General features: G+C 65.6%; 19 protein-coding genes. 13 read left to right on the top strand and 6 right to left on the bottom strand.

Annotation, left to right across the window (positions count from 1 at the left end; translation table 11 throughout):
- Nucleotides 1–16: 16 nt before the first annotated feature.
- Nucleotides 17–2,188, bottom strand: a complete 2,172-nt coding sequence (gene rpoD / locus ACEN9P_RS01360) for an RNA polymerase sigma factor RpoD (protein ID WP_477663971.1) — start codon at nt 2,186–2,188, stop codon at nt 17–19.
- On the opposite strand from rpoD, the gene ACEN9P_RS01355 reads away from it, so the two are divergent.
- Nucleotides 2,160–2,732, top strand: coding sequence for a hypothetical protein (locus tag ACEN9P_RS01355; protein WP_495620871.1), 573 nt, complete (start codon nt 2,160–2,162; stop codon nt 2,730–2,732). The two genes, rpoD and ACEN9P_RS01355, sit on opposite strands and share 29 nt — an antisense overlap.
- 139 nt (nt 2,733–2,871) lie before the next feature.
- On the opposite strand, the gene dnaG is transcribed toward ACEN9P_RS01355, so the two are convergent.
- Nucleotides 2,872–4,869, bottom strand: coding sequence for a DNA primase (gene dnaG, locus ACEN9P_RS01350; protein ID WP_495620870.1), 1,998 nt, complete (start codon nt 4,867–4,869; stop codon nt 2,872–2,874).
- 68 nt (nt 4,870–4,937) lie between these two features.
- Nucleotides 4,938–6,806, bottom strand: a complete 1,869-nt coding sequence (ggt, locus tag ACEN9P_RS01345) for a gamma-glutamyltransferase (RefSeq protein WP_495620869.1) — start codon at nt 6,804–6,806, stop codon at nt 4,938–4,940.
- Between the two features lie 108 nt (nt 6,807–6,914).
- On the opposite strand from ggt, the gene ACEN9P_RS01340 reads away from it, so the two are divergent.
- Nucleotides 6,915–7,847: a LysR family transcriptional regulator gene (locus ACEN9P_RS01340; protein ID WP_477661929.1), complete on the top strand. Its 933-nt coding sequence runs from the start codon at nt 6,915–6,917 to the stop codon at nt 7,845–7,847.
- Nucleotides 7,848–7,853: 6 nt separating this feature from the next.
- On the opposite strand, the gene ACEN9P_RS01335 is transcribed toward ACEN9P_RS01340, so the two are convergent.
- Entirely contained in the window at nt 7,854–8,621 is a 768-nt protein-coding gene (locus tag ACEN9P_RS01335; RefSeq protein ID WP_477661930.1) for a 3-hydroxyacyl-CoA dehydrogenase, read from the bottom strand.
- 173 nt (nt 8,622–8,794) lie between these two features.
- A complete protein-coding gene (locus ACEN9P_RS01330; protein ID WP_477661931.1) occupies nt 8,795–9,838 on the bottom strand; it encodes an extracellular solute-binding protein in 1,044 nt (347 codons plus the stop codon).
- A gap of 126 nt (nt 9,839–9,964) precedes the next feature.
- Between ACEN9P_RS01330 and ACEN9P_RS01325 the strand changes: the two genes are divergently transcribed.
- On the top strand, nt 9,965–10,849 hold the full coding sequence (locus ACEN9P_RS01325) for a patatin-like phospholipase family protein (RefSeq protein WP_477661932.1): 885 nt from the start codon (nt 9,965–9,967) through the stop codon (nt 10,847–10,849).
- A gap of 167 nt (nt 10,850–11,016) precedes the next feature.
- On the opposite strand, the gene ACEN9P_RS01320 is transcribed toward ACEN9P_RS01325, so the two are convergent.
- The gene (locus ACEN9P_RS01320; RefSeq protein WP_074575166.1) at nt 11,017–11,565 is read right to left on the bottom strand and encodes a phasin family protein; all 549 of its coding nucleotides are present in this window, start codon (nt 11,563–11,565) and stop codon (nt 11,017–11,019) included.
- Nucleotides 11,566–11,844: 279 nt separating this feature from the next.
- Between ACEN9P_RS01320 and ACEN9P_RS01315 the strand changes: the two genes are divergently transcribed.
- The 10 genes from ACEN9P_RS01315 to ACEN9P_RS01270 all read left to right on the top strand — a co-directional run bounded on the left by ACEN9P_RS01315 (nt 11,845) and on the right by ACEN9P_RS01270 (nt 21,357).
- Nucleotides 11,845–12,792, top strand: a complete 948-nt coding sequence (locus ACEN9P_RS01315; protein WP_477661933.1) for a histone deacetylase family protein — start codon at nt 11,845–11,847, stop codon at nt 12,790–12,792.
- Nucleotides 12,793–12,852: 60 nt separating this feature from the next.
- Nucleotides 12,853–13,812, top strand: a complete 960-nt coding sequence (locus ACEN9P_RS01310; RefSeq protein WP_495620868.1) for an NAD(P)H-binding protein — start codon at nt 12,853–12,855, stop codon at nt 13,810–13,812.
- Nucleotides 13,813–13,818: 6 nt separating this feature from the next.
- The gene (locus tag ACEN9P_RS01305) at nt 13,819–14,262 is read left to right on the top strand and encodes an acyl-CoA thioesterase (RefSeq protein WP_495620867.1); all 444 of its coding nucleotides are present in this window, start codon (nt 13,819–13,821) and stop codon (nt 14,260–14,262) included.
- Nucleotides 14,259–15,005 carry a nitroreductase gene (locus ACEN9P_RS01300; RefSeq protein ID WP_495620866.1) on the top strand — a complete coding sequence of 249 codons (747 nt, stop codon included), beginning with the start codon at nt 14,259–14,261 and terminating at the stop codon, nt 15,003–15,005. Before ACEN9P_RS01305 ends, ACEN9P_RS01300 begins: the two co-directional genes overlap by 4 nt.
- A 4-nt stretch (nt 15,006–15,009) precedes the next feature.
- Nucleotides 15,010–16,893 carry an ABC transporter permease gene (locus ACEN9P_RS01295; protein ID WP_495620865.1) on the top strand — a complete coding sequence of 628 codons (1,884 nt, stop codon included), beginning with the start codon at nt 15,010–15,012 and terminating at the stop codon, nt 16,891–16,893.
- The gene (locus tag ACEN9P_RS01290) at nt 16,893–17,651 is read left to right on the top strand and encodes an ABC transporter ATP-binding protein (RefSeq protein WP_477701191.1); all 759 of its coding nucleotides are present in this window, start codon (nt 16,893–16,895) and stop codon (nt 17,649–17,651) included. Before ACEN9P_RS01295 ends, ACEN9P_RS01290 begins: the two co-directional genes overlap by 1 nt.
- Nucleotides 17,644–18,300 carry an ABC transporter ATP-binding protein gene (locus tag ACEN9P_RS01285; protein WP_495620864.1) on the top strand — a complete coding sequence of 219 codons (657 nt, stop codon included), beginning with the start codon at nt 17,644–17,646 and terminating at the stop codon, nt 18,298–18,300. The genes ACEN9P_RS01290 and ACEN9P_RS01285 overlap by 8 nt, the downstream gene beginning before the upstream one ends.
- Before the next feature lie 75 nt (nt 18,301–18,375).
- Nucleotides 18,376–18,732: an FKBP-type peptidyl-prolyl cis-trans isomerase gene (locus ACEN9P_RS01280; RefSeq protein ID WP_007868513.1), complete on the top strand. Its 357-nt coding sequence runs from the start codon at nt 18,376–18,378 to the stop codon at nt 18,730–18,732.
- A 99-nt stretch (nt 18,733–18,831) separates the two neighbouring features.
- A complete protein-coding gene (gene pncB / locus ACEN9P_RS01275) occupies nt 18,832–20,028 on the top strand; it encodes a nicotinate phosphoribosyltransferase (protein ID WP_477713393.1) in 1,197 nt (398 codons plus the stop codon).
- 36 nt (nt 20,029–20,064) lie between these two features.
- Nucleotides 20,065–21,357: a citrate transporter gene (locus ACEN9P_RS01270; protein ID WP_495620863.1), complete on the top strand. Its 1,293-nt coding sequence runs from the start codon at nt 20,065–20,067 to the stop codon at nt 21,355–21,357.
- Nucleotide 21,358: the final 1 nt, after the last annotated feature.

The raw sequence follows: 21,358 nt of genomic DNA, 5'->3' as shown, positions 1-21,358 counted from the left end.
GGGGGGCGGATGCCGCTTACAGCGTGTCGATAAAGCTGCGCAGCTTGTCCGAACGCGAAGGGTGCTTGAGCTTGCGCAGCGCCTTGGCTTCGATCTGGCGGATGCGCTCGCGCGTCACGTCGAACTGCTTGCCGACTTCTTCGAGCGTGTGGTCGGTGGACATTTCGATACCGAAGCGCATGCGCAGCACCTTGGCTTCGCGCGGCGTCAGGCTGTCGAGGATGTCTTTCACCACATCGCGCAGGCCGGCCTGCATCGCGGCTTCCAGCGGCGCCGTGTTGGCGCTGTCCTCGATGAAGTCGCCCAGGTGCGAATCGTCGTCGTCGCCGATCGGCGTTTCCATGGAGATGGGCTCCTTGGCGATCTTCATGATCTTGCGGATCTTGTCTTCCGGGATCTCCATCTTGGCGGCCAGGATGCTGGCGTCCGGCTCGAAGCCGAATTCCTGCAAGTGCTGGCGCGACAGGCGGTTCATCTTGTTGATGGTCTCGATCATGTGCACCGGGATGCGGATGGTCCGCGCCTGGTCGGCGATGGAGCGAGTGATCGCCTGGCGAATCCACCAGGTGGCGTAGGTCGAGAACTTGTAGCCGCGGCGGTATTCGAACTTGTCGACGGCCTTCATCAGGCCGATATTGCCTTCCTGGATCAAATCGAGGAACTGCAGGCCGCGGTTGGTGTACTTCTTCGCGATCGAGATCACCAGTCGCAGGTTGGCCTCGATCATCTCTTTCTTGGCGTCGCGCGAGTTGGACTCGCCTTCGTTCATGCGCTTGTTGATGTCCTTGAGCTGGGCCAGCGGCACCACCACGCGGGCCTGCAGTTCGGCCAGCTTGGTTTGCAGTTCCTGGATGGGTGGCACGTTGCGGGCCATCACCACCGACCAGGGCTTGCCGGCGGCGACCTGTTTTTCAACCCATTTGAGGTTCAGCAGATTGGGCGGGAAGTCCTTGATGAAGACTTCCTGGGGCATGCCGCACTTCTCGACGATGATGCGGCGCAGCTCGCGCTCCTTCTTGCGCACGTCCAGCACCTGGCCGCGCAGCATGTCGCAGAGCTTTTCGATGGTCTTGGCGGTGAAGCGCACGGTCATCAGCTCGTCGCTCAGGGCTTTTTGCGCCTTCACATAGGTGGGCGTGCCGTAGCCTTCCTTGTCGTAGGTCTTGTGGACCTTCTCGAACAGGGCGGCGATTTTGTCGAAGCGGCTGAGCGCTTCTTTCTTGAGTTCCTCGAGTTTTTTGGTCAGGGCTTTGGAGCCGCCCTTGCCGTCGTCGTCGTCTTCCTCGTCGAATTCGTCGAAGTCTTCCTCGGCCACATAGTCGTCGGCCTCGTTGGGGTTGGAGAAGCCGTCGACCACGGTGGAGATGACGATCTTGCCTTCGCGGATTTCCTCGCCCAGGCGCATGATTTCAGCGATGGTGGCCGGGCTTTCCGAGATGGCTTCCATCATCTTCATGAGGCCGCCTTCGATGCGCTTGGCGATCTCGATTTCGCCTTCGCGCGTGAGCAGCTCGACCGTGCCCATTTCACGCATGTACATGCGGACCGGGTCGGTGGTGCGGCCGAATTCGCTGTCGACGGTGGACAGCGCCGCTTCGGCTTCTTCCTCGGCTTCCTCTTCGGTTGCGACCGTGGGGCCGGTGTTGTTCAGCAGCAGGGTTTCGGCGTCGGGGGCCTGCTCGTACACGGCCACGCCCATGTCGTTGAGCATGTTGACCACGACTTCCAGCGTTTCAGCGTCGACCAGCTTGTCGGGAAGGTGGTCGGAGATTTCGCCGTGCGTGAGGTAGCCGCGCGTCTTGCCGAGCTTGATCAGGGTCTTCAGGCGCAGGCGCCGCTTGAGCATGTCTTCTTCGGAGAGGACGGTTTCGTCCAGGCCGAATTCCTTCATCAGGGCGCGTTCCTTCGCCTTGCTGATCTTCATGCGCAGCGGTTTGACCTTCTCGGTCGTTTCCGCCACGGGTTCACCGACCAGGTCGTCCTCAATGTCGGAGAGGTCCAGGTCTTCGCCGTCCTTGGGCGCGGCGGTGGCGCTCTTGGGCTTGCGGCCGCGCTTGGCACCGGTGGTGGCGGCAGGCGCGCTGCCGTCGGCCGCCGGGTTCTTGGGCGGGCGGCCGGGTTTCTTTTTCACGGGCACATCGGCGGGTGCGGCGAGAGGCTTGGATTCAGGGCTGGACTTGGTCGGCACGGCAGGAGCTTTCTTCAGGGGCAAATCGGAAATCGCGGATTTCGCGGTTTTCAGGGGGGCTTTGCTCACCGGGGCATTGGGTTTGCTGGGTTTGACAGATATGGTGGTTTTTCCGGGCTTTTCAACCTTGCCGCTCTTGGCGGCAGGCTTTGCGGCTGCTTTGACTGGAGGCTTGCCTGCGGGCCGGGCAGCGGCTTTGGGCGCTGTCTTGGCTTTGGGCTTGGCGGTGGCTTTAGGCTGCGCGCTTTGCGGCTTCTTGGACGTGCTCGGCTTCTTCGGCTTGGCAGTAGGCATGGGACCTCCAGTTGTCGGAAAAATTGTTCTAAATATCTATCGGCTACCAGTAAACAAAAATGCGCCTTGGCGCCTGCGCAAAGCACAGGCACGGTGGCAAGGATTCAGAGTCAGGAACAAGAGGACGGAAAAACAGGCCGGCAGCGCCAGGGCGCGTTTCGGTTTATTTTTCCGGGCAAGCTGTTTGGGCGAACATTTGGTGTGCAGTCCTTGCGGTATTCCCTGGGGGAAGTGGCCGTCTCATCTGTGAGTTCCCCGAAGTTGCGGGGTGGCCGGGCCGGAGGTGCTGCTGTCGCGCTTGCCGTCGAAAATCGGATTATACCCTGTTGCCTGTTTTTTGGGCGGTTTTTTACCCGCCAAAACAGCTATTTTTCAGGTCCCGGGCCGGCCTAGCGGGCCGTATCGGCCGGGGTTTTGAGGCTGGCAAGCAGTTCCAGGTAACGCTGGCGGGCGTCCGGGTCGGTGGCGGCGCGGGCGGCCAGCTCGCTCATCTCCTGCTGGCGGCGCAGGCGCAGCAGCTGGTCCAGGATGCTGCGAACCTCGGTCCAGTCGCTTTCTATGCCTTCGGGAATCTGCGCGATCTGGGCGGTGGCATGCCTTTCATAGGCATGGCCGCGCAGCCCCTCGCGCAGGGCCGCCCAGGGCTGGGGGCCGTGTTCATGCAACTGGCTCTCCAGCCAGACAAACAGGGGGCCATGGGGTTCGGGCAGCTCGACCAGCAAATGGTGTTCTTCGGTGCTGAGCCTGTCCCAGGTCTGGGCCTCGGTCAGCAGCAGCCTGAGCACCCGGTCTTCGCGGCTGGCCGGCAGTATGCGCCCGGCCACGCGGCGCGGCGCCCGGGCACCGCTGCTGCGCTCGCCAAAGCTGCGTCCTGGTGCTGACGAGGGCGGGTAATAAGTGGAAGGCTCGGACGCGCTGTAGTCGCGCTCTTCGGGGTAGTCCGGCGGGTAGCCACCGGGGTCGGGCATGTCCGCATGGTGAACCGGGGCCGGTGCGGCGTCCTGCCTGTGGCCCTTGCCTTGGCCGCGCGGGCCGCCGCTGTTCTTGTTGCCGGACTTGTAGCCGCTGGAGGCCGGCTGCCACAGCTGCAGCAGTTCGCGGCTGTCGATCAGCACCTTGTCGGCGATCTCGGCCAGCAGCTGGCGCTTCAAGGCGCCGTCGGGCATCAGGCTCCACAGCGGACGGGCATTGCTGGCCATGTGGGCGCGGCCCTCGGCGGTGTCCAGGTCGCAGCCCTCGGCGGCCGCTTCGAGCAGGAAGCGGCTCAGCGGCACGGCCTTGCTGACGTAGGCGGCAAAGCCTTCCTTGCCGTGCTCGCGGATGTAGCTGTCGGGGTCGTGCTCGGCCGGCAGGAAGAGGAACTTGACGGTGCGCACGTCGGTGGCAAAAGGCAGGGCGGCATCCAGCGCCTTGCGCGCGGCGCGGCGGCCGGCGCTGTCGCCGTCAAAGCTGAAAACCACCGAATCGGTGAAGCGGAACAGCTTTTGCACATGGTCGGCAGTGCAGGCGGTTCCCAGGGTGGCCACCGCATTGGCAAAGCCCAGCTGGGCCAGCGCCACCACGTCCATATAACCTTCGGTGACCAGGGCGTAGCCGTGTTCGCGCAGGGCTGTTCGCGCCTCAAACAGGCCGTAGAGCTCGCGCCCCTTGCTGAAGACCGGGGTTTCGGGTGAATTGAGGTATTTGGGCTTGTCGTCGCCCAGCACGCGGCCGCCAAAGCCTATGCATTCGCCCTTGACGTTGCGGATGGGGAACATGACCCGGTCGCGAAAGCGGTCATAGCGCTTGGCCTCGCCGGCGGCGTTTTCCTCGCCGGGCTCGCCGGTGATGACCAGGCCGCTTTCGACCAGCAGCGGGTCGTTGTAGTCGGGGAAGACGCTGGCCAGGCTGCGCCAGCCTTCGGGCGCATAGCCCAGGCCGAAGGTCTTGGCGACTTCGCCCGAGACGCCGCGGCCCTTGAAGTAGTCGATGGCGCGCTCGGAGTTGCGCAAGGCCTTGATGTAGGCGATGCCGGCTTTTTCGAGCACGCTGGTGAGCGTGGCCTGCTGCTCGCGCATCTGCGCGGCGCGGGCGCGGTCCTGCGGCGAGACGTCGTCCTCGGGCACCTGCAGGCCGTATTGCTGGGCCAGGTCCTTGACGGCCTCGATGAAGGTCATGCCGCCATATTCGGTCATGAACTTGATCGCGTCGCCGCTCACGCCGCAGCCGAAGCAATGGTAGAACTGTTTGGTCGGGCTGACGCTGAAGGAGGGCGACTTCTCGCCGTGGAAAGGGCACAGGCCCATGAAGTTGGCGCCGCCCTTTTTGAGCTGCACATGGCGGCCCACGATGTCCACAATATCCGCGCGCGTGAGCAGCTCCTGGATGAATGATTGCGGAATAGCCATCTGGGGATTGTAGAAACAACAAGGCCCTGCGACGGCAGGGCCTTGTAATTCACGGGGTATAGGGCGGTTTAGTCACCCAGGACCAGCCCCTCGCGCCGCGGGTCGGCGCCGCCGAAGAAGCCGTCAGGCGTTTTCTGGATGGCCTGCAGGCCGCTGGTCATGGTTTGCTCGCGCACCTCGGCGCCGCGGCTGCGCAGCGCCTCGACGGTGGCCGGCGAGAAACGTTTTTCTTCCAGGATGCTGGGACCGTTGAGCGAGCCGAAGTTGGGCAGGTCTATGGCCTGCTGGGCATTGAGGCCCCAGTTCAGCGTGCCGTACAGGGTCTTGGCCGTGAAGTGGATGATGAGCGCACCGCCCGGGCTGCCGCCGCTCATGACGAGCTGGCCCGAGTTTTTGTCGAACACCAGCGTGGGCGCCATGGACGAGCGCGGGCGCTTGCCGGGCTGCACGCGGTTGGCCACGGGCTTGCCTTCGGCGTCCGCCGGGGCGAAGCTGAAGTCGGTGAGCTCGTTGTTGAGCAAAAAGCCGCCGGCCTTGCCGGTGCCGCCGTCGGTCATCAGGCGCGAGCCGAACTGGTCTTCAATCGTCGTGGTCATGGCGATCGCATTGCCATAGCCGTCGATGATGCTGATGTGCGAGGTGCCGTACTCGGGCTGCTCGGGCATGGGCGCGTAAGCCGTCTTCACCGCACCGGGCACGCCAGGCTTGGCGGTCTTCATGCTGGGGCCCGTGGGCTGTATCAGTTTGGCGCGTTCGCTCAGGTAGGCGGGGGCCAGCAAGCTCATCCAGCTGCCGCCCGGCGGCTGCACGAAGTCGGGGTCGCCCAGGTACTGGCCGCGGTCGGCAAAGGCCAGGCGCGAAGCCTCGGTATAGAGGTGCAGCCAGTCGGCCGAAGGCGTGGGCGCAACCGTGCCGGGAACGCCGCCGCTGCCGGTGACCAGGCCCAGGGTGCTTGCCGGCGTGTTGTTCAGGATGCCGAGGATCTGCCCGACGGCGATCGCGCCCGAGCTGGGCGGCGGCATGCCGCACAGGCGGTAGGCCTTGCCGGCGGCGTTGTAGTCGGTGCAGATGGGGTCGCGTTTTTTGGGCTGGTAGCCGGCCAGGTCGGCGAGGGCCAGCTTGCCGGGGTTGGTGGCGTGGCCCTGCACCTTGGCGACGATGGCCTGGGCGACCTGGCCCTCGAGCAGCGCGCTCGATCCTTTGGCCGCGATCTGGCGCAGCACCTCGGCCAGGGCCGGATTGCGCAGGGTCTGGCCCACGTCCACCGGGCTGCCGTCGGGCTTGTAGAAGTAGGCGGCGGCCGTGGCGTCCTTCTTCAGGTGCTGCTCGCCTTTAAGCAGGGTGTTCAGGCGCGGGCTGACCTTGAAGCCGCCTTCGGCCAGCTGGATGGCCGGCGCGAACAGCTGGGCCCAGGGAAGCCGGCCGTACTGCTTGTGGGCCATCTCCAGCATGCGCACGGTGCCGGGCGTGCCGACCGAGCGGCCGCCGACCACGCCGTCGTAAAAAGCCATGGGCTTGCCGTCGGCGCCGATAAAGAGCTTTTCATCGGCCGCCGCGGGCGCGGTTTCGCGGCCGTCAAAGGCTTCGACCTTGCCGCCGCTGGCATGCAGCAGGAAGGCGCCGCCGCCTATGCCGCTGGATTGCGGTTCCACCAGCGTGAGCACCATCTGCACGGCAATCGCCGCGTCTACGGCCGAGCCGCCGGCCTTGAGCACCTGGTAGCCGGCGTCGGTGGCCAGCGGGTTGGCGGCGGCCACCGCGAACTTCTTCGTGGCCCAGCCCGGCTTGGGCGTGAAGCCCGAAGAACCTTCGGGCTGCATGTACTTGGCGCCGCGCGCGACTTCGTCGGCCGGGACCTGGTAGGTGAAGGAGGAGGGGCTGCTGGCGCAGGCGGCCAGCAGCGCGGTGGCTGCCAGTGCCGGGAAGGCGTGTCTCATGGGATATCCTTGAATGTAGTTCTTGCTTGGGGGGGGCTGTAGGCCCGCCGGCAAATATAGCCAGCGGCCCCGCGCCCCACAATGGCGTTTCGGAGAAATCACTCTTCCATGGAATTTGACAATCTTGATGCCTTGCGTGTGCTGCTGGCCACCGCGGAGACCGGCAGCCTCACGGGCGCGGGCAAGCGCTGCCGGCTTTCCACGGCCGCCGTCAGCGCGGCGATCAAGCGGCTGGAAACCTCGCTGGGCGTGCGCCTGTTCGAGCGCACCACGCGCGCCGTGCGGCCCACGGCCGAAGGCGCGGTCATGGTCGAGCACGCGCGCCGCGCGCTCGAGTTGGTGGCCGAAGGCCAGGCCAAGGTGCGCGCCGGCACCTTCGGCCTCACGGGGAGCATACGCATCACCGCCACGGCCATGCTGGCGCGCGAGATGCTTGCCTACTGGCTGGCGGAGTTCGCCGCGCTGCATCCCGGCATCGAGATCGACCTGCAAATTAGCGACGCGCGCGTGGACCTGGTGCGCGAAGGCATAGACGTGGCGCTGCGCAACGGGCCGCTGATGGACTCCACCCATTCGGCGCGCCTGCTGGCGCCGGCCCGCCGCATCGCCTGTGCCAGCCCCGACTACCTGGCGCGCCGCGGAACGCCCGTGCAGCCCTGCGAACTCGCGCAGCACGACTGTCTGGTCTGCCATGTGCGCGAGCGCCGCCAGGACCAGTGGCAGTTCGAATTGCAGGGGGAGGCCAGTGCGCCTTTCCAGGTGCGCGTGGCCGGGCCGCTGGCCTGCAACGACGCCTCCATCGCTCTGCAGTGGGCGCTGGAAGGGCGAGGCATTGTCTACCAGTCCGAGATCGACCTGATGGCCTCGCTGGCCGGCGGCAAGCTGGTGCGCTTGTTCGAAGGTCATCTGGGCGAGCCGGCGCCGCTTTACGCGGTGGTGCCGAGCCGGCGCTACGTGCCGGCCCGCGTCAACGAGGTGATAGACAGGCTGTCGGCGCTGCTGACCGACAGGCTGGCTGCGCTGCACCCGCCCGCGGCCTGAACCCGCTCAGCGCGGTGCGAGGCGGATCGCGCCGTCCAGGCGAATCACTTCGCCGTTGAGCATGTCGTTTTCGATGATGTGTTTGGCCAGGCGCGCATAGTCTTGCGGTGTGCCCAGGCGCGAGGGGAAGGGGACGCCGGCGGCCAGCGAGTCCTGCACTTCCTGCGGCATGCCGAAGAGCATGGGTGTGCCGAAGATGCCGGGGGCAATCGTCATGTTGCGGATGCCGTTGCGCGCCAGGTCGCGCGCAATCGGCAGGGTCATGCCGACGATGCCTCCTTTGGAGGCGCTGTAGGCGGCCTGGCCGATCTGGCCGTCGTAGGCCGCCACCGAGGCGGTGGAAATCAGCACGCCGCGCTCACCGGTGGCTTCGGGCTCGTTCTTGCACATGGCGTCGGCCGCCAGGCGGATCATGTTGAAGCTGCCGATGAGGTTGACGGTGATGGTCTTGCTGAACAAGGCCAGGCCGTGCGCGCCGTTCTTGCCCACGGTTTTTTCGGCGGGGGCGATGCCGGCGCAGTTCACCAGGCCCATCAGCTTGCCCATGGCGACCGCCTTGGCCACCACGGCCTGGCCGTCGGCCTCCTGGCTCACGTCGCACTTGACGAAGGCGGCCTTGTCCGCGCCCAGTTCCTTGGCGATGGCTTCGCCCTTGTCGGCCTGCATGTCGGCAATGACGACTTTCGCGCCATTGGCCACCAGCATGCGCGCCGTGCCTTCACCCAGGCCCGATGCGCCGCCGGTGACGATAAATACTTTGCCTGCGATTTCCATGGTGATTCCTTGAATGAAGAGTGGGAGGTTTAAAAGGGGTTGGTGCGAACGCCGGGGCCCGCTAACAAGTCCGGGCGACATGACGTTAACGTAAACGTCAATTATGGCGCATGAAAAAAGCCCGGCGCCTGTTGGCGGCCGGGCTTTTGCAAAACAAGGGCGCTGGCTGGGTTTTATTTGTAGCCGACGCGGTCCAGCATCTGCTGCACCTTGAGCTGGTTGTTGCCCACGGCGCTGATCGGGATGGTTTCGGACTTGAAGCTGCCGTTGCCCGAGGGGCTCATGGCCTTGAGCGCCGGGTTGCTGACGCCCAGGCCCGGCACGGCGGGCCATTCATTGTTGCCGTTGGCGAAGTATTCCTGCGCGCTCGGGCTGGCCAGGTATTCCATGAACTTGACGGCGTTGGCCGTGTTCTTGGCGTTCTTGGCGACGGCTGCGCCGGCGATGTTTACATGCGTGCCCCAGCTGTCCTGGTTGGGGAAGACCACACCGACCCGGTCGGCCACGACTTTGTCGTCGGGCGCGTTGGAACGCATGATGCGCGCCAGGTAGTAGGTGTTGGTCAATGCAATGCCGCATTCGCCGCTGGCCACGGCCTTGATCTGGTCGCTGTCGCCGCCCTTGGGGTCGCGCGCCATATTGGCCACCAGGCCCTTGAGCCACTGCTCGGCCTTGGCTTCGCCCAGGTGCTCGGTCACGGCGCCGAACAGCGAGAGGTTGTAGGGATGGGCGCCCGAGCGGGTGCACAGCAGGCCCTTGTTCTTCGGGTCGGCTAGTTTTTCGTAGCTGTCGACATCGGCCTTCTTGACCTTGAGCTTGTCGAACACCACCACGCGGGCGCGAGTCGAGAAGCCGAACCAGGTCGTGCCTTCGGCGGTTTCCTTGGCGCGCAGCTTGGCGGGAATGGCGGCCTCGAGGGCCGGCGACTTGATGGGCCGGAACAGGCCGTCCGCGTCGCCCTTCCAGAGGCGAGCCGCGTCGACCAGCAAAATCACGTCGGCGGGGGAGGCCGCGCCTTCAGCCTTCAGGCGGGCCAGGATGCCGGCGTCGTCGGCGTCCACGCGGTTGACCCTGATGCCGGTGGCCTTGGTGAAGTCGCTGTAGAGCTTTTCGTCGGTCTGGTAATGGCGGGCAGAATACAGGTTGACCACCTGCTCCTGGGCCGATGCCAGGCCTGCCAGCAAGAGCAGCGACGAGAGAAGCACTTTTTTGAACATAACTTTCCACTTCCTTACAGGTATTTTTAAAGCCCGGCCATGATAAAGCAAATAAGAATCATTCTTGGCAGAGTCCCTACGCTGGGCACGTTTTCATGCGAGCCAGGCAGGTATGCGGGCGCCTGCATGGCTGTGGCCATGCTGTTGCTGGCCGGTTGCGCCGTCATGCCGTCCGGGCCGGTTGCGACCGTGCCGCCGCCGGCGGAGGCCGCCAGAAAGCCGGTGCGTGTGGGGCTGGCGCTGGGCGGCGGTGCGGCGCGCGGTTTTGCCCATGTGGGCGTGATCGCCGTGCTCGAGGAAGCCGGGCTCAAGCCGCAGCTCGTGGTCGGCACCTCGGCCGGCAGCCTGGTGGCGGCGCTCTATGCCAGCGGCAAGACCAGCGCGCAGCTGCAGCAGACCGCGCTGAGTATGGAGGAGGTGGCCATCACCGACTGGATGCTGCCCATCTTCGGCCGCGGCATGTTCCGCGGCGACGCGCTGGCCCGCTATGTCAACGACCTGGTCGCCAACCGCACCATGGAGAACATGGCGATTCCGCTGGGTATCGTCGCCACCGACCTCAACAGCGGCCAGGCCGTGCTGTTCCAGCGCGGCGACACCGGCACGGCGGTGCGCGCATCGAGCGCGGTGCCGGCGGTGTTCCTGCCGGTCAAGATCAACGGCCGCGAGTACGTGGACGGCGGCCTGGTATCGCCGGTGCCGGTGCGTTTTGCGCGGCAAATGGGCGCCGACATCGTGGTGGCCGTCGATATATCGAGCGCGCCTGAAGCCAATCCCGCGGGCGACACCCTGCAAATCCTGCTGCAAACCTTTGCCATCATGGGCAAAAGCATCAACCAGTACGAGCTCAAGGATGCCGACGTCGTCGTGCGACCCTCACTCGCGGGCCTCAAGAGCGCCGACTTCTCGGCGCGCCAGCGCGCCATCGACGCGGGCCGGGCGGCCATGCTGGCGGCGTTGCCGCAGCTCAAGGCCAAACTCGAGGCCGCGGCGGTCACGGCGCAGAAATAGAGAAATAGCGCAGGCCAAAAAAAAGCCCAATCTTGCGATCGGGCTTTAAGGGGTCCGTGAAAATGAATTTCGGAAGGGACCCGAGGAGACAACTGGCTTGAAACCCGTTCAATCAAACAGGATTCGCGAAACAGGCTCCATGAACGGTAGCGCGCGAGGCGCTGCGATCAGCGCTTTTTGGCGGTGGTCGTCTTGGTGGCGTTCACGGCGGAAGCAGCCACCGTGTTGAAGTTGGCTTCAGCGATGTCGGTGGCTTGCTTGACGGCCTTCTGGACCGACTCGAAAGCGTTGTTGGCGGCGGCGACGGCGCTCTTCAGGACAGCCACGGCGGTTTCGGAACCGGCCGGTGCGTTCTTGGCGGCGTTGTCGACCAGGCCGACGAATTTCTTCTGTGCATCGGCAGCCTGGGTTTCAAAGGTCTTGCCCAGTTCAGCGCCGGCGGCCGAAGCGATGTCATAGAGGTGGCGGCTGTAGGCGGCGGTCTTTTCAGCCAGGGGCTGGACCAGGCCGGCTTGCAGGGCCAGCAGTTCTTGTGCGTCTTTCACGCCCAGCACGGCTTGCGTGTGGTTGGCGCTTTCAGCCAGGGCGGCCTTGGTGGCTTGCACGTTCAGTTCGACCAGTTTTTCAACGCCTTCGAAGGCTTTGTGGGTCAGGCCAAACATGGTTTCGATGTTGGCTTTGTGGGAAGCGAGGACTTGTTCAGCGGTCAGCATAATGAATCTCCAAAATAGGTTTAGGTGAGGGCAATGGTGTTGCTTTGCGCTGAATTGCTGCACTGCAACATAAGTCCAAGTATAGGGACTGTGTGCACCATTGCAAGTATTTTATGTTGCAGTGCACCAATTTAGAGGCCAAGCCCTAGGTAACGCTCTGAAACAGCGCTGAAAAGTACCCAAAAAGGACTACTCGACTCGCCCTGCATGCACCCATTTTTCTATATGTGTGGCCCGAGGCCACAATGGCCTCAGCCCCGAAATCGCAACACCTTCACCATCTTGCAAGCCTTCTACGCCGACAACTTTGTTTTGCCGCTGCCGCCCGGCCATCGCTTTCCCATGGCGAAATACCGTTTGCTGCGCGACCGCCTGGTGAATGAACGCCCGCGGGTGCGCATGGCGCAGGCGCCGGCCGCAACGGACGGCGAGCTCGCGCTGGTACACACGCCGGACTACATAGACGCCATCAGCCACGGAACCCTGCCGGCCGCGGCCCAGCGTGAGATTGGTTTTCCCTGGAGCCCGGGCATGGCCGAACGCGCGCGCCGCTCGGCCGGCGCCACCGTCGCGGCGGCCCGCGTGGCCATGGGTTCGCCGGGCCGGCTGGGGGAGGGCATTGCGGCCAACCTCGCCGGGGGAACGCACCATTCCTATGCGCACAAGGGCGGCGGCTTTTGCGTGTTCAACGATGCGGCCCTTGCCGCCAGGCTGATGCAGGCGGAATGGGCACGGCAACACAGGCACGGGCGCAAGCCGCTGCAGGTCGCCATCATCGACCTGGACGTGCACCAGGGCAACGGCACGGCCAGCATCTTTGCCAATGACCCCAGCGTCTTCACGCTGTCGCTGCATGGGCAGAAGAATTTCCCGTTTCGCAAGGAGGCCAGCGACCTGGACGTGGACCTGCCCGACGGCTGCGGCGACGCAGCTTACCTGCAGGCGCTGGAGCATGCGCTCGACGAACTCGAGCGGCGCTTCGAGCCCGGCCTGGTTTTGTACCTGGCCGGCGCCGACCCTTACGAGGGCGACCGCCTGGGCCGCCTGGCGCTCAGTTTCGACGGCCTGGAGGCGCGCGACCGGCGCGTCTTCGACTGGGCCTGGCAGCGCCGCATCCCGCTGGCATTTGCCATGGCGGGCGGTTACGGTATCAACATCGACGAGACCGTGCAGGTGCAGATGAACACTTACACGCTGGCACTCGAATACTGGGCGCGCTGGAATCCCTAGCATTGCTGCTACATTGCCTCAGATTCGCTTCGGCGACCCCTGGACAGACAAAAGCAAAACATGGCGCCGAACACCACCGATATTCCCGACCCTCCTGAAAAACCTTCCCTTGTGCGTGTCCTCGTCCTCGGCGGCACCGGCTTCATCGGCCGCCATGCCGTGGCGGCACTGCACGCTTCGGGTGCGCGGCTCGCGATAGGCAGCCGCCACCCCGCGCGCCACCAGGCGGCTTATTCTTTTGCCGACATGCGGCTTGCGCGCTTCGAGCAGTTGCTGCAGCCCGGCGCCTGGGCCGCGCTGCTCAAGGATGTCGATGTGGTTGTCAATTGCGTGGGCATTCTGCGCCAGCGGCCCAACGAGTCCTACGACCATGTGCACCACCGTGCGCCCGCGGCGCTGGCCGTCGCCTGCGCCGAGGCGGGCATACGCTTCATACACACCTCGGCCCTGGGTTTGCACGAAGGCGCCAAAAGCCGTTTCCTCTCGAGCAAGCTGCTGGGTGAGCGCGCCATCGCGGCCTCGGGCAGCGACTATGCCATCGTGCGCCCCTCGCTGCTTGACGGCGAGGGCGGTTTTGGCGCGCGCTGGCTGCGCGGCCTGTCGCGCTCGCCCGTGCATGGCATTCCGCGTGGCGCGCGCGGCGGCATCGCGGCCATGACGGCCACCGACCTCGGCCTGGCCTTCGCCGCCCTGGCGGCCATGCCGACCCTGGCCGCCCACCGCGAGGTCGAACTGGGCGGCAGCCGCCGTTATGGCTATGCGGAATACCTGCGCGAACTGCGCGCCGACTACACCGCCACCCGCGCGCTGCAACTGCCGCTGCCCAATTGGGCGGCACGGCTGGGCGCGCATGTCTGCGACGTGCTGCATTTCTCGCCGTTTTCTTACGGGCACTGGATCTTGCTGCAGCGGGACAACGTTCCCTCACCCAACCGATTGCCGGAACTGCTGGGGCGCGAGCCCCAGGCCATCGGGTCAAAAATGCCCGTGAGCCCGGCGCGGCCCGCACTGGCAAAATAAGGCCTCATGAGTTCCCCGACACGGCCGCAAGCCGAAGCCCGTAGCGCCTACAAAGCTTTCCGCGACATCGGCACCCGCTGGTCCGACAACGACATCTACGGCCACGTCAACAACGTCGTTTACTACAGCTGGTTCGATACCGCCGTCAACGGCCTGCTGATCGAGCGCGGCGCCATCGACATCCACACCGGCGGCGTGATAGGCCTGGTCATAGAAACCCAGTGCAACTACTTCGCGCCGCTGGCCTTTCCCGAGCCCGTGGTGGCCGGGATCCGCGTGGCGCATGTGGGTTCGTCCAGCGTGCGCTACGAGGTGGCCTTGTTCCCCGGCGATGAAACCCTGCTGTGCGCGGCCAGGGGCCATTTCATCCATGTTTACGTCGACCGCGCCACGCGCCGGCCGGCGCCGCTTCCGCCCGAACTGCTTTCCGTACTGGAGACCCTCAGATGACCCAGGCACCGCCCGTGCTTCCCTATATCACCCCGCGCCAGGCCGGCGATGCGCGCAATGCGGTCGATGAAGCCATCGTGAGCCGCCAGTCCATACGCCAGTTTTTACCCAAGCCGGTGCCGCGCGAAACCATCGCCCACCTGCTGGAGGTCGCCAGCCGCGCGCCCTCGGGCACCAACACCCAGCCCTGGAAAGCCTATGTGCTGCAGGGCGCGAGCCGCGACACCCTGGTCGAAAAAGTCTGCCAGGCGCATGACGCGCTGTACGCCAACCCCGCGCTGGCGGCCGAGTACCAGGAGGAGTACGACTATTACCCCGAGAAGTGGGTCTCGCCCTATATAGACAGGCGCCGCGCCAACGGCTGGGGACTTTACGGCCTGCTGGACATCACCAAGGGCGACAAGGACAGGATGCATGCGCAGCACCACCGCAATTTCAAATTCTTCGACGCGCCCGTGGGCCTGATGTTCACGCTGGACCGCGTGATGGGCCGCGGCTCGCTGGTGGATTACGGCATGTTCATGCAGAACCTCATGGTGGCCGCGCGCGGCCTGGGCCTGCACACCTGCCCGCAGGCCGCCTGGAACGGTTTCGGAAAAATCATCTTGCCGCACATAGGCGCGGGTCCTGACGAGATGCTGGTGTGCGGCATGTCGCTGGGCTATGCCGATGAAACCGCGCTGGTCAACACTTTCAGAACGCCAAGAGTCCCCGCTTCCGAGTTCACGACCTGGCTGGATTGAGGGGATGACGTTTTCCCTGGTCCAGCTCCTAGGTGGACTGTCTTACGCCACCACGCTGTTCCTGATGGCGGCGGGCCTCACGCTGATCTTCGGCGTAACCCGCATCGTGAATTTCGCGCATGGCAGTTTTTTCATGCTGGGCGCGCTGTTCACCGCGCACTGGGTCACCCATTGGTTTCCGGCCTGGGGCGAAAGCGCGCCGCTGTACTTGCTGGCGATTTTGATGGGCGCGGCCTGCGCGGGCCTGGCGGGCGCCGCGGCGGAGTTTTTGCTGCTCAGGCGCATGAGCGGAGCCCCCGAGCTGTACCAGCTGGTCGCCACCTTCGGCCTGACGCTGGCAATGCACGACGCGATGCAGTGGGGCTTCGGCCCCGACGAGGTGTTCGCGCCGCGCTTTCCGGGCCTCAAGGGCTCGGTGCAGATCGGCGACGAGTTTTTCCCGGTTTACCAGCTTGCGATGATCGCGCTGGGCCCGCTGGTCTGGCTGGGCCTGCACCTGTTGCTGCGGCGTTCGCGTTTCGGCCAGCGCCTGCGCGCGGCCACGCAGGACCGCTCCATGCTCGCGGCGCTGGGCGTCAACCCGCGCCCGCTGATGCTGGGCGCCGTGGTGCTGGGCTGCGCGCTGGCGGGCCTGGCCGGCGCGCTGCAGCTGCCGCGTGAGCCCGCCCACCTGCAGATGGACATGAACGTGATCGTGGAAACCTTTGTGGTGGTGGTCACCGGCGGGCTGGGCAGCATAGGCGGCGCTTTTGTGGCGGCGCTGCTGATAGGGCTGGTCCACGCCTTCGGCATCAACGTGTTCCCGCAGGCGACGCTGGTCATCGTGTTCCTGACCATGGCCGTGGTGCTGGTGTTCCGCCCCCAGGGGCTCAACGGCAGGGCGGCCTCAGCGCAGGAGGCCGGTAGCGGCGTGCGCGAGGCGGCCCAGAAATTCCGCGGCCTGGGCGTGGGTGCGGCCGGGTCTTCGGCCATCGCCGCATCATTTGTGCTGCTGGCCGGCCTGGCCTGGGCGGGCGGGCCTTACTGGCAGGCGCTGGCGGCCGATGCGCTGATCCTCATGATTTTCGGCATCAGCCTGCAGTCCATGATGGCGCTGGGCGGCCTGGTCAGCTTTGGCCACGCCGCCTTTTTTGCGCTGGGCGCCTACGGCGCGGCGCTCTCGCACAGCCTCTGGGGCGCCTCGCTTCCGCTGGCGCTGGCGGCCGGTTGCGGCGCGGCCCTGGTGGTGGCCGCGGTGTTCGGCGCGGCGGTGGTGCGCAGCAGCGGTGTGTACCTGGCCATGCTGTCGCTGGCGCTCGCGCAGGTCATCTGGGCCGGTGCCACGCAGTGGGTTGGGCTTACCGGCGGCGACAACGGCCTGATAGGCCTCACGCTGGTCGGCGACGAAGGCAGGCCGGTGTTTTACGCGCTGCTGGTGGGGCTGGCACTGGTGGCCGTGGCGGCGCTGCGCTTTCTGGCGCGTTCGGTCATGGGAGCCGCGCTGCAGGCCCTGCGCGACGCGCCTTTGCGCGCCTCGGCCTCGGGGCTGGCGGTGAACTGGCTCAAATACCGGATTTTTGTGGAGAGTGCCGTGCTCGCGGGCCTGGCCGGCGGCCTGTTTGCCGCGCACAAGGGCGCGGTGTTTCCCTCGCTCGCGTCGGTCTCCACCTCCGTCGATGCCTTGCTGGTGGTCTTGCTGGGCGGTGTGCACCAGCTTTGGGGCGCGGTGGTGGGCAGCTTGGTGCTGAGTTATGCGGGCGCCGAGCTGGGCCGTGAGGTCACTTACTGGCGGGGCCTGCTGGGTGTCTTCATCATGCTGATCATGGTGGCTTCGCCCTCGGGGCTGCTGGGCTTGCTGCCGCGCCTTGTTGGCGCCTGGCAGCGGCGCGGGCCTGGAAGGGGCGCCTGATGCTGCAGGTCCAACAACTGGTCAAACATTTCGGCGGCCTGCGCGCCGTGGACGGCGTGAGTTTTGAGGTAGGGCCGGGCCAGTGCGTGGCCTTGATAGGCCCCAACGGCGCCGGCAAGTCCACCACCTTTGCCTGCATTGCCGGCCAGTACCCGCTCACGGGCGGCAGCATCGCCTGGAACGGCCAGGCGCTGCGGGGGCTCAGCCCGCAGGCACGTCTGCAATTGGGCGTGGCGCGCAGCTTCCAGGTGGCCCAGGTGTTTGAAGCGCTCACGGTGCTGCAGAACGTGCAACTGGCGATTCAGGCGCGCCTGGGCCTGCGGGCGATCTCCGCCTTCAGGAGCCTGGATGGCCAGGCGCGCGAACAGGCCCTGGCGCTGCTGGCGCAAACCGGCCTGGAAGCGCTGGCGGCGCAGGATGCGCTGAGCCTGCCCTATGGCGCGAAGAAGCGGCTGGAACTGGCTGTGGCGCTGGCGGCCCGGCCGCAGCTCCTGCTGCTGGACGAACCCGCCGCCGGCCTGGCCGGGCCTGAGCGCGCCGAGCTGATGCAGCTCGTCAAGCACCTGGCGGGGCAGGGCATGGCCGTGCTTTACACCGAACACAATATGGACGCCGTGGCCGGTGTGGCCGACCGCGTGCTGGTGCTGATAGAAGGCCGGCTGGCGGCGCAGGGCTCGTTCGACGAGATCTCGCGCGATGCCGTGGTGCGCAGCCGCTACCTGGGCCAGGCTGGCGGCGAAGGAGAGGGCCATGCTTGAGGTCGACCAGCTCAATGCCTTCTACGGCCCGGCCCAGGCCTTGTTCGAGGTGTCGCTGCAAGTAGCACCTGGTGAACTGGTGGTGCTGCAGGGCCTGAACGGCGCCGGCAAGTCCACGTTGCTCAAGTCCCTGATGGGCCTGGAAGTGCGTACCGAAGGCCACATCCGCTACCGCGACCCGATGGGTCCCCAGGGCGCGGGCCTGGCGGCGATTGAACGCTGGGACACCCACCGCCGCGCCCAGGCCGGACTGGGTTATGTCGCCGAAGACCGCCGCCTGTTCACCGAACTCACGGTGCGCGAGAACCTGCGCATCGCGGCGGGCCGCGACCTGCAGGCCCAGGAGGCCAGGGCACTGGACCTGTTCCCCGCGCTCAAAGCCATGCTGGGACGCCGCGCCGACCAGATGAGCGGCGGCGAGCAGCAGATGCTGGCGATTGCCCGCACGCTGACGACCGGCCCGCGCATCCTGCTGCTCGATGAGCCCTGCGAGGGCATTGCCCCCGTCCTCGTCGAATCGATTCGCGATGCGCTGCTGGCACTGCGCCGGCAGGGCCTGGGCCTGCTGGTGGCCGAACAGAACCAGCTGCTGGCTGCCCGCGCTGACAGGCTGGTTTTGCTGGTTGCGGGTAAAGTCAGGGGTTCGTGAAGAAAGACCCGCCTCTTTCCCGTTTCTTCTCTTTTTCCTCCTCTTCTTAATCTTCCCTTCCCTCAAAGGACCCTCATGAGCAACATCACCACCACCGCCTCCGGCCTGCAGTACGAAGATACCGTGCTGGGCACAGGCGCCATCGCCAAGGCCGGCCAGAACGTCAAGGTCCACTACACCGGCTGGCTTTACAACGACGGCGTGCAGGGCGCCAAGTTCGACTCCAGCAAGGACCGCGGCCAGCCTTTCGAGTTTTCGCTGGGCGCGGGCCAGGTCATTCGCGGCTGGGACGAAGGTGTGCAGGGCATGTCGGTGGGCGGCACGCGCCGCCTGATCATTCCGGCCGCGCTGGGCTATGGCGCGCGCGGCGCCGGCGGCGTGATTCCGCCGAATGCCACCTTGCTGTTTGAAGTGGATTTCCTCGGTACCTGAGCCGGCGCGTTGGATGCCCGCCTGCATGGTTTGCAGCGGGCTTGTTCACCTGATTAACCGCCAAGGCTCCCCCTGCGCCGCGGCCCTCAAGCGTTCTCCATGATCATCACCAGTTTGCTCGACACTGACTTGTACAAGTTCACCATGATGCAGGTGGTCTTGCACCAGTTTCCGGGCGCCGAGGTGGAGTACCGCTTCAAGTGCCGCAACGCCGGCGCGACTGGCATAGGCGACCTGGCGCCTTATGTGACCGAGATACGCGAGGAAATCCGCGGCTTGTGCAACCTGCGCTTCCAGGATGCCGAGCTCGCCTACCTCAAGGCCATGCGCTTCATCAAGAGCGACTTCGTCGACTTCCTCGGCATCTTCCGGCTCAACGAAAAATACGTGAGCGTCACGGCGCTGCCCTCGGGCGAGATCGAGGTGTCCATCAAGGGCCCCTGGCTGCACACCATCCTGTTCGAGATCCCGGTGCTGGCCATCATCAACGAGGTCTACTTCCGCAACACGCAGAAAAAGGCCGACTTTGCCGAAGGCCGCAGGCGGCTGGACACCAAGATCGGCGAACTGCAGGCCGAGGGCCTGGGCGCGCTCAAGATCGCCGACTACGGCACACGCCGCCGCTTCGGCAAGGCCTGGCACGAGGAAGTGCTGCGCACGCTGGCCGGGCGTCTCGGCACGGGGATGCAGGGGCAGTTCGCCGGCACCAGCAACGTGCTGTTTGCGATGAAGCTGGGCCTGACGCCGCTGGGCACCATGGCGCACGAATACCTGCAGGCCTGCCAGGCGCTGGGGCCGCGGCTGCGCGACAGCCAGGTCTTCGCTTTTGAGTCGTGGGCCAAGGAATACCGCGGTGACCTCGGTATCGCGCTGTCCGATGTCTACGGCATGAGCGCCTTCCTGCGCGATTTCGACATGTATTTCTGCAAGCTGTTCGACGGCGCGCGCCATGACAGCGGGGACCCTTTCCAGTGGGGCGAGCGCATGCTTGCGCACTACAGCAAAAACCGGGTCGACCCCAAAACCAAGACGCTGATCTTCAGCGACGGCCTCACGGTGCCGCGCACCATAGAGCTGTACCACCAGTTCAAGGGCCGCTGCCAGCTGGCCTTCGGCATAGGCACCAACCTGACCAACGACCTCGGTTACGAGCCGCTGCAGATCGTCATCAAGATGATTCGCTGCAACGGCCAGCCGGTGGCCAAGCTTTCCGATACCCCGTCCAAGAACATGTGCGACGACGAAAAATACCTGGCCTACCTGCGCCAGGTGTTTGAAATCGCCTCACCGGCATAATCGACCGCTTACTTATCTTTTATCCAAAACCAGCGCGTGGCTATTGCAGGTATCCCCCTTGATTTTGTGTTGTTCGGCCTGACGCTGCTCGGTGTGGCGCTGCTGCACCGGCACACGCTCAAGGTGGCGCTGGCGGGCCTGGCGGTGATCACGCTCTACAAACTCGCGCTGGGCGATTTTTCCGGCACGCCCGGCCTGGGCGGCCTGCTGCAATTGCTGGCGCATGAGTGGGTGACGCTGGCCAACCTGCTGGGCCTGTTGCTGGGTTTCGCGCTGCTGTCCGACCATTTCGAAAAAAGCGGCATTCCGGCGCTGCTGCCGCGCTACCTGCCCGACGACTGGAAGGGCGGCTTCGTGATGCTGCTGCTGGTCTTTGTGCTCTCCAGCTTTCTCGACAACATCGCGGCGGCCATGATAGGCGGCACCATGGCGTCCGTGCTCTACCGCAAGCGCGTGCACATCGGCTTCCTGGCGGCCATCGTGGCCGCCAGCAACGCGGGCGGCTCGGGCAGTGTGGTGGGCGACACCACCACCACCATGATGTGGATTGCCGGCGTCTCGCCGGGCCAGGTGTTTGAGTCCTATGCGGGCGCTGTGGTGGCGCTGGCCATCTTCGGCGTGGTCGCGGCGCGCCAGCAGCACGCGTTCCAGCCCATCATGAAGGACGCTGTGCCGGGTGCGCAGCTGCACTGGGCACGCCTGGGCATTGTCGCCACCATCCTGCTGTCGGCGGTGGCCGCCAATGTGTACTTCAACCTGCGCGACCCCGCGGTGCTGGAGCGGCTTCCGGTGATTGGCATCGCCGTGTGGGTGGCGATCGCGCTGACCACGCCCTGGCGCCGCTCCAACTGGGGCCTGCTGCCGGAGGCCGCGCGCGGCAGCGTCTTCCTGCTGTCGCTGGTGCTGTGCGCTTCCATGATGCCGGTGCAGCACCTGCCGGCCGCCAGCTGGCAAAGCGCTTTCGGCCTGGGCTTCGTGAGCGCGGTGTTCGACAACATCCCGCTCACGGCGCTGGCCCTGCACCAGGGCGGCTACGACTGGGGTTTTCTGGCCTATGCCGTCGGCTTCGGCGGCAGCATGCTGTGGTTCGGCTCCTCGGCCGGCGTGGCGCTGGCCAATATGTACCCCGAGGCCAGGTCTGTAGTCGCCTGGCTCAAGGGCGGCTGGCATGTGGCGCTGGGCTATGTGGTCGGCTTCTTCGTGCTGCTGGCCGTGCTGGGCTGGCACCCCGATGCGCCCCGGGTCCGGCAAGCTGCGGGCACTTCACCTTTTACCTCGGCTGCTGGTTTGTCCGCTGAACCGGTAGCATCGTCTTTCACCTCATCCTGAA

This window comes from Polaromonas sp. Polasp52 (assembly GCF_059491565.1).
Note: the sequence above shows the minus strand (reverse complement) of the source record. Positions and strands in the feature narration are given on the sequence as shown.